The 12,658-nt window shown below is 48.6% G+C and carries 13 protein-coding genes; 4 read left to right on the forward strand and 9 right to left on the reverse strand.

The window, feature by feature from the left end; genetic code table 11:
* Positions 1-51 precede the first annotated feature (51 nt).
* The 4 genes from ACKFKH_RS05990 to psaK form a co-directional block, all read right to left on the reverse strand.
* Complete coding sequence (locus ACKFKH_RS05990) at positions 52-549, reverse strand: chemotaxis protein CheW (RefSeq protein WP_446857337.1); 498 nt, start codon at positions 547-549, stop codon at positions 52-54.
* A gap of 4 nt (positions 550-553) precedes the next feature.
* Positions 554-931, reverse strand: a complete 378-nt coding sequence (locus ACKFKH_RS05995; protein WP_446857338.1) for a response regulator transcription factor — start codon at positions 929-931, stop codon at positions 554-556.
* Between the two features lie 101 nt (positions 932-1,032).
* Entirely contained in the window at positions 1,033-2,052 is a 1,020-nt protein-coding gene (locus ACKFKH_RS06000) for a response regulator (RefSeq protein ID WP_446857339.1), read from the reverse strand.
* A gap of 1,554 nt (positions 2,053-3,606) precedes the next feature.
* Positions 3,607-3,867: a photosystem I reaction center subunit PsaK gene (psaK, locus tag ACKFKH_RS06005; protein WP_446857340.1), complete on the reverse strand. Its 261-nt coding sequence runs from the start codon at positions 3,865-3,867 to the stop codon at positions 3,607-3,609.
* Positions 3,868-4,017: 150 nt separating this feature from the next.
* Here psaK and ACKFKH_RS06010 point away from each other — a divergent pair, with 150 nt between their 5' ends.
* Positions 4,018-4,308 (forward strand): DUF4365 domain-containing protein, encoded by a 291-nt coding sequence (locus ACKFKH_RS06010; protein WP_446857341.1) that lies wholly within the window; start codon positions 4,018-4,020, stop codon positions 4,306-4,308.
* A 47-nt stretch (positions 4,309-4,355) separates the two neighbouring features.
* Here ACKFKH_RS06010 and ACKFKH_RS06015 read toward each other — a convergent pair whose 3' ends face one another.
* From ACKFKH_RS06015 to ACKFKH_RS06030, 4 genes are all read right to left on the reverse strand, one after another.
* Complete coding sequence (locus ACKFKH_RS06015) at positions 4,356-4,511, reverse strand: hypothetical protein (RefSeq protein ID WP_446857342.1); 156 nt, start codon at positions 4,509-4,511, stop codon at positions 4,356-4,358.
* A 62-nt stretch (positions 4,512-4,573) separates the two neighbouring features.
* A complete protein-coding gene (coaBC, locus tag ACKFKH_RS06020; RefSeq protein ID WP_446857343.1) occupies positions 4,574-5,788 on the reverse strand; it encodes a bifunctional phosphopantothenoylcysteine decarboxylase/phosphopantothenate--cysteine ligase CoaBC in 1,215 nt (404 codons plus the stop codon).
* Between the two features lie 53 nt (positions 5,789-5,841).
* On the reverse strand, positions 5,842-6,054 hold the full coding sequence (isiD, locus tag ACKFKH_RS06025) for a protein IsiD (RefSeq protein WP_446857344.1): 213 nt from the start codon (positions 6,052-6,054) through the stop codon (positions 5,842-5,844).
* Between the two features lie 134 nt (positions 6,055-6,188).
* Positions 6,189-6,821: an alpha/beta hydrolase gene (locus ACKFKH_RS06030; protein ID WP_446857345.1), complete on the reverse strand. Its 633-nt coding sequence runs from the start codon at positions 6,819-6,821 to the stop codon at positions 6,189-6,191.
* Between the two features lie 268 nt (positions 6,822-7,089).
* Between ACKFKH_RS06030 and purH the strand changes: the two genes are divergently transcribed.
* Positions 7,090-8,664 (forward strand): bifunctional phosphoribosylaminoimidazolecarboxamide formyltransferase/IMP cyclohydrolase, encoded by a 1,575-nt coding sequence (gene purH / locus ACKFKH_RS06035; protein WP_446857346.1) that lies wholly within the window; start codon positions 7,090-7,092, stop codon positions 8,662-8,664.
* Positions 8,665-8,715: 51 nt separating this feature from the next.
* The gene (locus ACKFKH_RS06040) at positions 8,716-9,186 is read left to right on the forward strand and encodes a DUF4079 domain-containing protein (protein WP_446857347.1); all 471 of its coding nucleotides are present in this window, start codon (positions 8,716-8,718) and stop codon (positions 9,184-9,186) included.
* Positions 9,187-9,458: 272 nt separating this feature from the next.
* Here ACKFKH_RS06040 and ACKFKH_RS06045 read toward each other — a convergent pair whose 3' ends face one another.
* On the reverse strand, positions 9,459-10,391 hold the full coding sequence (locus ACKFKH_RS06045; RefSeq protein WP_446857348.1) for a manganese catalase family protein: 933 nt from the start codon (positions 10,389-10,391) through the stop codon (positions 9,459-9,461).
* Positions 10,392-11,161: 770 nt separating this feature from the next.
* On the opposite strand from ACKFKH_RS06045, the gene glcD reads away from it, so the two are divergent.
* Positions 11,162-12,625 carry a glycolate oxidase subunit GlcD gene (glcD, locus tag ACKFKH_RS06050; protein ID WP_446857349.1) on the forward strand — a complete coding sequence of 488 codons (1,464 nt, stop codon included), beginning with the start codon at positions 11,162-11,164 and terminating at the stop codon, positions 12,623-12,625.
* Positions 12,626-12,658 lie beyond the last annotated feature (33 nt).

Genomic DNA, 12,658 nt, shown 5'->3' on the forward strand with positions numbered 1-12,658 from the left:
CTTGTCTTTTATCTCTTGTCTTTTGTCTCTTGTCTTCCGGCTCTTATCGCCTCACTGCCCCTGAAAAATAGCGGACTGCAAGATCGACTCTGCGTCTAATACCAGCAGGAGTTCTTGACCCTGTAAGACACAGCCGCGCAGGAAAGGAATTAGGCTGACTGCAATGTGTTCTGGAGGCGGCTGCACCGATTCGGGATTGACCCAAAGCAGACCATTGACTTGCTTGACCGCAACAGCGATCGACCCGGCACTCGACTTCAAAATCACCAGATCATACTGTTGAGGACTGCTATCTAGTGCGCCAACCTCTAGCAGATTTGCCAGGTCAGCCACCCACAGCACACGACTGCGACGATTGGTGAGACCAAGAATACAAGCAGGCATATTAGGCATCGGAGTCAATCGCTGCGGCGATAACACCAACACTTCCTGAACTTGCTTCATGCCAAACATGACCGGAATTCCCTGGCCAATTTCAAACTTGAGGTAGGACTCTCCGATCGCTTTTTGAGGTCGATCTTGAAGTAGCGTCAACGCAGACGTTTGCATGGGGTTAGCCTCCAACCGATCGCACAGCACGAATCAATTCTTCTCGCGTAAAGGGCTTGGTGATGTAGACATCGGCTCCCTGTCGCATTCCCCAGAGTTTGTCGATTTCTTGACCTTTGGAGGTGCAAATAATAATCGGTACTTTCTCAGTTTCAGGATTTTTTCTGAGGCTCCGACATAGCTCATAGCCACTCATTCCGGGCATTACAACGTCGGTAACGATTACATCAGGCTTGAGCGCGATCGCTTTATCAAGGGCATCTTTCGCGGTTACGGCACCAATCACTGCATAGCCACTTTCTCGTAGATAGTGACTGAGCAATTCCATTTCCGAAGGGGTATCTTCTACGACAAGAATTGTCCGCATTAGTGTTAAGCTCATGTTTCTCTTTGCGCTTTTAGTCGCTAATCGATCGGGTTGTAGCTAGTATTCGTCGGTTGATCCGCTGTCTGGATCAGTTTACGTTTGTCTTGCTGACTCTGTTACGTCAAAAACTTAAACATCATCTTGAGCAATTCTGATTGGGTAAATGGTTTTGTGAGATAGCCCGAAGCCCCGACTAGCTTGGCTCTGGCGCGATCGATAAAGCCTGTATGTCCAGTTACCATGATGATCGGCGTGTTTTTAAAGCTGGGATGGCGACGCAGCAAAGAACATAGCTCGTATCCATCCAGGTTAGGCATTCCCACGTCAAGCAAAATCACATCTGGTTTATTGCGAACGACCTGCATCAGCGCTTTAACCGGATCATTGATCATCAGCACTGAGAAGTTCGCATCATCCAGAAAGGTGCTAATCGCCTGCAAAATGGTAGGACTGTCATCAATACAAGCCACCGTATAGCACGTTTTAGCCACAGGCCCAGCCGCAGGAGTTGCCTTCATCCCATTCGTTACGGCATGGCTCAATTCGGCGACCCGTTGAGACCCTTGATAAGTCGATGCTTCGCGGGGCACTGAAGGAACGGTAGCGGAGCTGGTTTGTCGTTGGCGATGACACTGCTCGACGAGCGGACGCAAATCAAGCTGGCAAATCTGGGGATAGTGGATAAAACTTTGCTTGTCGATCACTTCATACATTCCCTCAGTGATGCCGAGAAAGGGCGTAATCACGTCTTGAGCGATCGCCGCAATCAAGGTAGCAGCTTGAGTTGTATTGAGAAAGCGTTGCTCAACAAGCCAACAAATTGCTTGATAATCAGCGCTGGTAGACGGGTAGTTTCCTTCTGCATTTTCGTACAGCAGGCGAACCTGGCTCCGCACTGTGCCGATCGCCGGAATGGAAGCACTGAGTTGATGCAGGTGTCGATCGAGCCGCTCAAAAGGAGCCTGAGAACTGGTTGCAAAGGTCAACCTTCCTTGATCGAGATAGATCAACCAGGATGAAGACCCACTGACAACCTGTAAGCAACCATTTGCCTGGCGGTTGATTAATTGGGCTAACAAACTCAGGGGATGCAGACGTTGAAAGGGTTTGTGGCTAACCATAGAAATGGTGTTCATTGAGGAATCGTCTCTATTTAGTGTGGGTGATGACAAAAAGAATCAACTTTGGGCAACAGCGCACACACCGGGTTGATGCAAAACTGAACGTCAACGGAGTATCCGTAGAAACACTAGCTTTTTAGTAGCCTAACAGCAAGTAAAAAATAGAAAGCGTCTTGACAAGAACTTGATAGACACTTAACAAACTTATGAACAAGTCTTGTATTACTCAGAGGTTAATCAACTGACCACACAAGTTTATTCAACCTTAAAAGAATTTAAGGATCAGCGTGAAATAAATGAGTGACCTCTACTGATACAAGACTCAGGTGTTAAATCAGCACTTTTAGCAATACTGGTGTGAATGACAAAAGCAATGGGTTCGCACATTTGCGATCGCAGATTTTTTTTGCAGCACAAGCGGAGGGTTACTGTCATCAAATGACCACGTTTTATTTGTTTAAATAATTTTGGCTAACCTCCCTAGATGAATGATTTGGGTTACGATCGACCCGGTTTTTTGTAGTTGACGCGGTTAGGTTAAAGATGTGCCAGCACCCCAATTAATCAAACTAAAGCCTTTATTCTCTAATCCTGACACTCTGACTTTGTTCAACTCAGCAGTCAATAAAAGGCTGCAAAGTTAGTGACCAATTACTCAACTTTGAGCGTATGAGATGTCAGTAGAGTAGTTGATCAATAGAGTACTCGCTACACTCATAAATAACAAGCTCTCGAAAAAATAATAGCCAGCTAAATGTGACTTGGTATACCAAGCTTGAAGCAGTTATTAATAACTTTGTTCGCGAAGAATTGCTGTCTACTGCTCCAGATGTCACTCTGTAGGTGATATCCAGCAGCCTTGTAATATCAAATGATGGTTAATGAGACTCCTAAAGCTGCTCGATCGAGAAAGCTAATTTTCAAACTGAACGTATTAGTTAAAACATCAATTTCTGAATTTTACACGTAATTTACACAAGGCATAATGCAGCACAGCGGCTCATAGATATGGACTGTACTCCTCTAGAATGTGGATAATGACTAGTGATAAACTATACTTGATTTGAAAGAAAGCGGCGATCGTTATTTTCTCTCACAATCACGCCTAACAAATTCAATTCATCCCGCTTCAAAGCCCCAATCAACCTGTCAGCAAATTGGCTGAAAAAATTCATTCAAATGACTTATGAAGTTTGTCCACAAAAGTAGCGTTGGTCAAGCATATTTTCATAAGATCATGACAGCTTTGTTGGAGACCTGCTCAAAGACTTTGAACCTGTTTTAACGTGAATTCGATGAAATCCTTTGCTGTGGTTATCGCGCCGGGCAGCCCCCTAAATCCCCCAAGTTTGGGGGACTTTGAGCAAAAAATCCCGTCCGGAAGTCCCCCAGATTGGGGGGTTGGGGGGCGAAAGTGCTGAATCACGAAGCGAAAAAACTCTGTCGAATTCACGTTGTTTTACGTCTCGCATCTTTCGTCTTCCGTCTTCTGTCTCCAATGTTCAAAAAAAAGCCAGAGATCAAAATCCCTGACTCAAGTAAATCGATCAAACGGTGGGTTAAGTCGCTCTACAACACGCCCATGTTAGACAATCCCAAAATCACGCCTGCGCCCAACACATGACCAAAGCTGGTAGCCCCCAAGACCGCAGGCAACCCAAACCCACCAAACAGATTAGAGGAAGGCATGGCAGGCGGCGCACTGGGGTTCTTCATCGTGTATTTAGCAAAGGCGATCGCCAGAATATTACAGGCAATCATGACCAAAGCTACGTTAGGGTTCCATTCGAGCGTTCTGGGAGCGGCGGTTAATAAGAGTGAGGTCAACATTTGATTTCTCCTTACAGCTTTTTATCGCTTGTCTTCAGGTCAATGAATTTCTACCAAAAAACTGTAACCTACTGGGTCAAATCGCATTAATCATTCACTTTTCTACAATTTTCGACATAAAGACCGCGATCGTCCCGTCTGCCTGCCCCCTTGCGGATCACTCCTCACCCTGAGGAATCTAGAGGCAACCCGGATTTGCAAGAAGGTGTAATGCCCTGGATTTTGATTGTGTACGACGCTCAAACAGACGTAACCTACTGGCTGTACGTGCAAGCCTATTTTGAGCAGCTAACCATTTCTGATCTTCCTCAAACAGGGGAAACGGTCACTGTGTATTTGAGCAAACAGAATATATTAGATCAAGAAGCCATCAGGACGTTTGCTCGGTACAGAGACATCGTTCTACAACAGCTACAGGGAGTAATACACCACGATGTCTGAGGATGTAACTTTCGCAGATTTAGAAAAACTTCTGTTAAGACTGGGTTTTATTTGCCGTCAAGCGGTTGGAACTCACCAGGTTTTTCAACACGCCGCATCAAGTACTCTGATCGTCCTCCCTGGATACAAACCGCAGGAACTTCTTCGACCTGTTCATCTGGTTTCCGTTCGGAAAATCCTCGCAGAGAACGGTCTGATGACATCGGCAGCGTTTGATGGATTTTTGGAAAAAGTCAATCAGTAAAAGCGGCTTCTAACGCACTTCTCAGGGCATCTCGCCTACAAAATCTAGTAGCTGGTGCGCCATTTGCAGTTTGCTGCTGAGTGGAATTTTGACCAAACGGCCAAAGCGATCGATTAACACTGCCTGATTTGTCTCGCTACCAAAACCGCTCTTGGGCTGATCAATCGGATTGGCGGCGATCGCATCCAACTTTTTACGCTGCATTTTCTCTAGGGCGGGTTTGATGATGTCTCCCGTCTGAGCAGCAAATCCGATTAGTTTTTGGTGAGGCTGCTTGAGCTTAGACAAATCCGCCACAATGTCAGGCACATTCGCCAAAGGCAACTGATCGGGCAACTTGCGCTTGGGCAACTTTTCGGCACTAAATGTCGCAGGCTTGACATCCGCAACTGCCGCCGCCATGATCACCCAATCCGCATCGCTGACGCATTCCCCCATCGCTTGGTGCATCTCAGCCGCATTGATTACAGAAATTTTGCGGACATTTTGTAAATGAGCCAACAGAGGACGATCGATTAGCCCATGTACCAACGTCACGATCGCTCCCCGATGCACCGCCGCCTGAGCCAGGGCTACTCCCATTTTCCCGGTCGAAGGGTTGCCAATAAAGCGGACGGGATCAAGATATTCTCGTGTGCCTCCAGCGCTGATCAAAATCCGTTTGCCCGTTAGATCGCGCTTGCCGTGGGTGTAGAGTAGCGATCGAATCTGAGGTAACAATTCTTCAGGCTCGGCCATTCGTCCCGCTCCGACGCGATCACAGGCCAGCATTCCCTCTCCCGGATTGGCCGCATGGTAGCGAGAATCAGACTGGAGCGATCGCCAATTGTGCTGTACAGACTGCTGTTGCCACATGTCTGTATTCATCGCTGGAGCCAACAAGACGGGACAAGTCGAAGCTAACACCGTATTGGTCAGCAAATTATCCGCGAGTCCGTAAGCGAGTTTGCCTAGAGTGTTCGCGGTGAGTGGCGCAATCACAAAAACTTCTGCCCATTCACCTAACTCGATGTGTAGCGGACGAGGGTGAATCGGTTGCCAAAAAACACTATCAGTATAGGCTGGATGACGACTAAGCGTCGATAACGTCAGAGGCGTAATGAACTGTTGAGCAGAATTCGTCAAAATGACTCGAACACTCGCCCCAGATTTTGCTAACGCCGAAACCACTGCACAGACTTTGTAAGCAGCAATGCCACCGCCAACCCCTACTAAAACTCGTCTGCCTTCAAGCATAAATAGTTAGCGAACAGGGAAAATCGAATCGTAAACTTTCCCTGGTTCCTAAATCAAGCTTCGTCAAAGGATTCTAGATCCAGCAGATGGAGATAAGGTTCGACGAGTTCGGGGCGCTGAAAGGCGATCGCTCTCAAGTAATGCCAATCTTTTAGCCCATCAAACACGTTTGCGTAATTGTCTTGTTCTAGCCGGGAAGCCAGATCCGCTACTTCTGCTTCGGTCAGCTTCGAGATATTCAGCTTCTCAAGATCTACAGTCGTCATGGCTTGCACCTCCATTAAATTTCTACCGCACGTTAACTGACTTTAACGCTGCAAGTAGAAGACCCCTGTCGAAAGTTTACTCCAGCTTGCGCGGCTCCTGCCAATCGTAAAGCTTTAATTAACGTGAAGTCGGACTAGTTCAACGTTTTCTGAATGAATTGCTGCATTTCGTTAAGGACTTGAGGAGAGATTTCGTGTCCCATATCAAACTCTTGATACTGAAGGGGTGCGCCCAAAGCGGTGAGACGATCGCGGGCAATCTGAGCGGCCTTAAGCGGAACGATCTCATCTTGTCGCCCATGCACGATCAATAGGGGAGGAATGGCCGTGTCTAACGGAGGAATCGCCCCATGCAGATAGCCACTCAGTACCATCAATCCCGCTAGTGGCAGCGACAGTCCGACATCCAACGTCATTGCGCCGCCTTGAGAAAATCCGCCCAGAATCGTCCGATTTAACGGAATGCCCGTCTCGGATTCCAATGATTTGAGCCAATCGGTGAGCAGTTGGCGACTGGTGAGTAAGTCTTGCTGCGTTGCAATGTCGGCTCGAAAGTTCAAATTGTCGGATAAGTCGTACCACATTTTTCCACCAATGCCATAGGGGTGAGGAAAGGGCGCATCCGGCACTCTAAACTCGCAGTTGGGCAATTCTAGCAACGAGCAAAGATAGGCGACATCTTGAGCATTTGCGCCCCAGCCGTGCAGAATGACGATCAATCCTTGAGATGCTGATTTAGAGGGGATGGCGATCGCACTAAGAGACATGGCCTGACCTAAAATTCGTCGCTCTTATCATACGTGAGGGGTGAGGCGTGAGGCGTGAGGCGTAAATTCAAAGTTCTCTTCCAGTTATCCTTTCTCAAGTTCCTCTATCCTAAATACAGCGATCTTATTTGAGTTGTGAGAATTCGCTGGTCAGTTATTAGTGGTGAGTTAGTGGCTAAGAACAAATCACTAAGAACCCGCTATTTCAAGATTGTCACAACTGATTTAAGACTGCTAGAGATGTGAATATGACTGGGGATTTTGACTCATGGCACGTCTGGCGCTGCTTAGTGTATCGGATAAAACAGGACTGATTGATCTGGCTCGTAACCTGATTGAGGAATTGGGCTTTGATGTGATCAGTAGTGGGGGCACCGCCAAAGCGCTCAAAGACGCAGGGTTGCCTGTGACCAAGGTTTCTGACTACACCGGATCGCCAGAAATTTTGGGGGGACGAGTCAAAACGCTGCATCCTCGTATTCATGGCGGCATTCTGGCTCGGCGAAATTTGTCTGAAGATGTGGCTGATCTGGAGGCGCAAAACATCCGCCCGATCGACCTGGTGGTGGTCAATCTTTATCCGTTTGAGCAAACGATCGCGAATCCAGATGTCAGTTTGGTGGAGGCGATCGAGCAGATCGATATTGGCGGGCCGGCGATGTTGAGGGCGGCGGCTAAAAATTTCGCGCATTTGACGGTTCTCTGCAATCCTGCTCAGTATGAATCGTATGTTCAAGAACTGCGCCAAAGTGGAGAAGCGTCTTCTGCCTTTCGACAAGCCTGTGCGCTGAGAGCCTTTCAACATACAGCAGCGTACGATCGCGCCATCGCCAACTATCTCGAACTGCGCGCATCAGAACAAGACCAGCTTCCTAATTCCTGGACACTCACGGGACAGAAACGACAAGAACTGCGCTACGGCGAAAATCCTCATCAGCCCGCCGCCTGGTATCAGACTGGAGACAGCGCGATCTCTTCGAGTTACCCGCAAGGGGTCGGATGGGCTGCCGCCACCAAGCTTCAGGGCAAAGAACTCAGCTACAACAACCTGGTTGACCTCGAAGCTGCCCGCCGAATCATTGCCGAATTTGCTCATCCTGAGAATGATCCGGCCGCGGCAATTCTTAAACATACTAATCCGTGTGGATCAGCGATGGGATCATCTTTGTTGGAAGCTTACGAAAAAGCCTTTAACGCGGATTCGATCTCAGCATTTGGGGGAATTGTCGCCTTGAATCGATCGATTGATGCCCCCACGGCCACTGCTCTCACCAAAACCTTTTTGGAATGCGTGGTGGCTCCGGGTTGTGATCTTGAAGCTCAGGCAATCTTGCAGGCAAAATCAAAGGTGCGGGTGCTAATCCTGCCCGATCTGTTGACTGGCCCCAGGCAGACTGTCAAAGCGATCGCCGGGGGCTTTTTAGTTCAGTCGGCAGACGATGTGATTGCTGACCCTGACCAGTGGCAAGTCGTCACCCAAAAGCAGCCCACGCCCGCCCAACTCGCCGAACTGCTGTTTGCCTGGAGAATTTGTAAACACGTCAAATCCAACGCGATCGTCGTCACTCAAAACCGCACCACGATCGGGGTCGGAGCCGGACAAATGAATCGAGTCGGATCGGCCCAAATTGCCTTAGAGCAAGCCGGAGAAAACGCAAAAGGGGCTGTTCTGGCTAGTGATGGATTTTTCCCGTTTGATGATTCTGTTAAGACGGCAGCCGCCGCAGGAATTGGAGCGATCGTGCAGCCAGGAGGCAGTCTCCGAGATCAAGAATCCATCATCGCTGCTGACGAACTTGGATTGGTCATGGTGTTTACCGGGATACGACATTTCTTGCACTAGAAAGCTATGCTAAGTTTTATGACAATCTTCGCTCATGTAACAGAGAACACTATGTCGATCGAGATCCCGGAGTCCGTTAAGGTTTACAGCCAGTTTTTTCACCCCGCCTTGATGTGGGGATTGCTGGCACTGTCAATTTATGCCCTTTATTTAGGCGTTCAGATCCGTCGCACCCGTGCCGCAGAAGGCGATGCCAAAAAAGAATTGATCAGAGGTAAGTTCAATATCAAACATTACCAAATGGGGTCAATTTTATTGGCGCTGATGGTGGTGGGGTCGATCGGCGGTATGGTTGTCACTTATATCAACAATGGCAAGCTGTTTGTCGGCTCTCATTTGCTGGCTGGCTTGGGGATGACGGGCATCATTGCGGTGTCTGCTTCCCTATCGCCGTTTATGCAAAAAGGACAAGACTGGGCACGATATACCCACATTGCGCTAAACGTTGGACTGTTGGGACTGTTTGGTTGGCAAGCGATCACGGGTGTACAGATTGTGCAGCGCATCATCAGCAAAATGTAAGCCGATATGCGAATCGTCTAAGTCTTTTCTTAAGGGAGTTGGGGAGATCTTTCCGATAGGCAACCTCACAGTGAGATCCCCGTAGCTCCCTTAAAAGCCTGACTCAAAAATCTGAATTCGATGGAAGTTTTTGGCTTCGTTGCTTAAGTCCTCTGCTCTCCAATTCTAAGAAACTTTAAGATAAGGCTTGTGGCTCAAAGTCTCTTACTGTGGGAGATTTGGGGGCATTCTTGAATCTGTAACCAGGGCAAATAGACTTGCCGAACCTTTAGTTAGAGTGGCTTTTGGTTAGAGAGAGAAGCTTGGGGTGAGGGAGTCTTGTAAGCCGTACGATCGCTTCTCGATTGACCGTTTCCGTTTGTCCCGTGTAGACGGGGGTCGGGTTGCGGCAGGTGTGGCTCGTCGCCCAACGGCTGAGGATCTTCGAGATATTTGAATTCTCCTTTGCCGTCCATTGAGGGCCCTTTAGCCCAACGACCTTCTGCACTCTCGGTGCCTTCTGATTGGTTCCAAAATTCGTAGGCGTGTTTTGACTTCTCCAAATCTTGGGGGAAAGAACTGGGCACGGGCGTATCATCCAGTCCGTCTGAAATGATCTCTTCGATCGCAGCTAACCATTGATTTTGGTGCATCGTGTCACGGGCAATCATAAAGCTGAGAGTGTCGCGCACACCTGCATCAGAAGTCATTTCATACATGCGAATGGCCTGCAAACGGCCTTGAGATTCTGCATGAAGATTAGAACGGAAGTCAGCCAACAAATTACCACTTGCGATAATAAATCGACCATTCCAGGGATACCCAACACTATCACTTGGGGTTGCACCCAGACCAGATACGATCGCGTGTTGCGGATTCATGCTGGCCATGATGGTATCGCGAGGGTTGGTTCCTCCCATCACAGAGGCGATGATCGGATCGTTGTTAACTGCATCTTCTTGAGCCTTGAGGGGGGCTTTGTCAAGCAGGTGTGCAATCATTGCTGCCAGCATTTCGACGTGACCGATTTCTTCGGTGCCAATGTCTAGCAACATATCACGGTATTTTGCAGGCCCTCGGCAGTTCCAGCCTTGAAACAGATACTGCATCATCACCGTCATTTCACCAAACGGGCCGCCGATTAGCTCCTGAATTTTTTTGGCATAGACTGCATCAGGCTGATCCGGAGGCGTGAAATACTGCATTTGCTTTTTGTGAAAAAACATTCTGACTCTCCTGGTATTTTTGAGAATGGTTGAGGTTTTGAATTAACGAAGACTTTGCGATCGCTGGTTAGCTAATTGAATTGGATTTAGCTTTAATGCAGCACAGATGCTTCTGTTGTAACGTGGGAGAAATTGTGCATACTCCACCAAGGGGAGGAAGCTGAAATCCTCATATTTAGGGAGCGATCGTCTTCTCTGGGGGTAAGTTTTTTTAATTAGAATTCGCTAATAAATCACACGCAATTTTTTGTGAATGATCAAATTGATCCAGAGCATTGATCTAAGAACGAGATGAACAACTTTGCTGTAATTACAAACTCAGAAGCCTCTTATTTCTTCTGGAGCGAATATGAATTCAATAAAGGTTTTTACTTCGTTGCTTAAATTCACGTCAGTTCGATGAACGCTTCGCTTTGCTTTTGATCCAGGAACGCCCCCTAAATCCCCCACGAGTGAGGGACTTTGAACCAGAATTCCTCTCTTAAAGTCCCCCAAAATTGGGGGGTTGGGGGGCAGAAGCTGTGAACAACGAAGCGAAAAAATTCTCATCGAATTCACGTTAAATTCAGACTGATATTAGTGAACTGGGTTAATGAACTGGGTTAATGATCTGGAGAGATTAGCTTTAAGGCTATTTCTACGAAGGAAGTGATCAAACGTAGGGTGGCAGTGGTGAAATCAATTGAGCGATCGTGTTTCAGTGAGCAGAGCGATCGTTCTAACTTCTCGGAATGCGGGATAATACAAACAGAACCCGACGCTGAAACACCATGATTGCTCAAGACATTCGAGACTGGCAACGAGTCGCCAAAGCCTTTGAGGGCGTGTTGGGTAAAGAGGGAGTCGTTCGCAAAAAGGAAGAACTGCTGGTTTATGAATGCGACGGACTGACCAGTTATCGTCAACGTCCCGAAATTGTTGTCTTTCCGCGCACCACGGATGAAGTGGCCGAAGTGGTGAAGATCTGCGATCGCTTCCAGATTCCTTTTGTGGCAAGAGGTTCGGGGACGGGGCTATCGGGGGGGGCACTGCCGATCGAGGGCTGCGTGTTGATTGTCACGGCTCGAATGAATCGCATTCTCAAAGTAGACCTTGAAAATCAGCGCGTCGTCGTTCAGCCAGGCGTGATCAACAATTGGGTGACGCAAGCCGTGAGCGGGGCGGGCTTCTACTATGCGCCTGATCCGTCGAGTCAGATTATTTGCTCGGTGGGTGGCAATGTGGCAGAAAATTCGGGTGGGGTGCATTGTTTGAAGTACGGGGTGACAACGAATCACGTTTTGGGGTTGAAGCTGGTCTTGCCGGATGGGGCGATCGTCAATGTCGGCGGTGAGCTTCCCGAAATGCCAGGATACGATCTGACGGGTGTGTTTGTCGGTTCGGAAGGCACCCTGGGCATCGCCACCGAAATCACGCTCAAAATTCTCAAAACTCCCGAATCGATCCGCGTTTTGTTAGCCGACTTTACCAGTGTCGAAGCGGCTGGGGCGGCCGTCTCTGACATCATTAGCTCAGGCATCATTCCAGGTGGGATGGAAATGATGGACAACTTGAGCATCAATGCGGTCGAAGATGTCGTCGCGACGGGCTGCTATCCGCGAGATGCTGAGGCGATTTTGCTAGTCGAAGTAGACGGGCTAGAGGTCGAAGCCGAAACCTACAGTCAGCGGGTTGCTGAAATTTGTAAGCAAAATGGGGCGCGAAATGTCGCTGTTGCCACCGATGCCGACCAGCGCTTGAAACTTTGGAAGGGACGCAAGGCCGCATTTGCGGCGATGGGTAAGCTCAGTCCTGATTACTACGTGCAAGATGGCGTGATTCCGCGCACCAAGCTGGAGTACGTTTTGCGGGAAATTGCGTCGCTGGGTGAGCAGTACGGCTACTTTGTCGCCAATGTGTTTCATGCGGGCGATGGCAATCTGCATCCGTTGATTTTGTACGATAATGCCGTTCCGGGAGCGCTGGAGCAGGTGGAAGAACTGGGCGGGGCGATTCTCAAGCTCTGTGTGCAAGTAGGCGGCAGTATTTCTGGTGAACATGGCATCGGGGCGGACAAGCGCTGCTATATGCCCGAAATGTTTACGCCAGCCGATTTAGAAACGATGCAGTATGTTCGGCAGGCTTTTAACCCCAAAGGGTTGGCTAATCCAGGGAAGATCTTTCCCACGCCTCGCACCTGTGGAGAAGCGGCGAAATCAATGCCAGCGGAGTTTGCCAACGTCGATCGCTTTTAGCCCTTCCTGAAGCAGGGAACTGCTTGGAGTGGA

It is taken from the genome of Phormidesmis sp. 146-20 (genome assembly GCF_052939475.1).

Bases quoted from the DNA above. Each gene is read 5' to 3' on its own strand.
- ACKFKH_RS05990 (WP_446857337.1), bottom strand. From the start codon at position 549: ATGCAAACGTCTGCGTTGACGCTACTTCAAGATCGACCTCAAAAAGCG.
- ACKFKH_RS05995 (WP_446857338.1), bottom strand. From the start codon at position 931: ATGAGCTTAACACTAATGCGGACAATTCTTGTCGTAGAAGATACCCCT.
- ACKFKH_RS06000 (WP_446857339.1), bottom strand. From the start codon at position 2,052: ATGAACACCATTTCTATGGTTAGCCACAAACCCTTTCAACGTCTGCAT.
- psaK (WP_446857340.1), bottom strand. From the start codon at position 3,867: ATGTTGACCTCACTCTTATTAACCGCCGCTCCCAGAACGCTCGAATGG.
- ACKFKH_RS06015 (WP_446857342.1), bottom strand. From the start codon at position 4,511: ATGTCATCAGACCGTTCTCTGCGAGGATTTTCCGAACGGAAACCAGAT.
- coaBC (WP_446857343.1), bottom strand. From the start codon at position 5,788: ATGCTTGAAGGCAGACGAGTTTTAGTAGGGGTTGGCGGTGGCATTGCT.
- isiD (WP_446857344.1), bottom strand. From the start codon at position 6,054: ATGACGACTGTAGATCTTGAGAAGCTGAATATCTCGAAGCTGACCGAA.
- ACKFKH_RS06030 (WP_446857345.1), bottom strand. From the start codon at position 6,821: ATGTCTCTTAGTGCGATCGCCATCCCCTCTAAATCAGCATCTCAAGGA.
- purH (WP_446857346.1), top strand. From the start codon at position 7,090: ATGGCACGTCTGGCGCTGCTTAGTGTATCGGATAAAACAGGACTGATT.
- ACKFKH_RS06040 (WP_446857347.1), top strand. From the start codon at position 8,716: ATGTCGATCGAGATCCCGGAGTCCGTTAAGGTTTACAGCCAGTTTTTT.
- ACKFKH_RS06045 (WP_446857348.1), bottom strand. From the start codon at position 10,391: ATGTTTTTTCACAAAAAGCAAATGCAGTATTTCACGCCTCCGGATCAG.
- glcD (WP_446857349.1), top strand. From the start codon at position 11,162: ATGATTGCTCAAGACATTCGAGACTGGCAACGAGTCGCCAAAGCCTTT.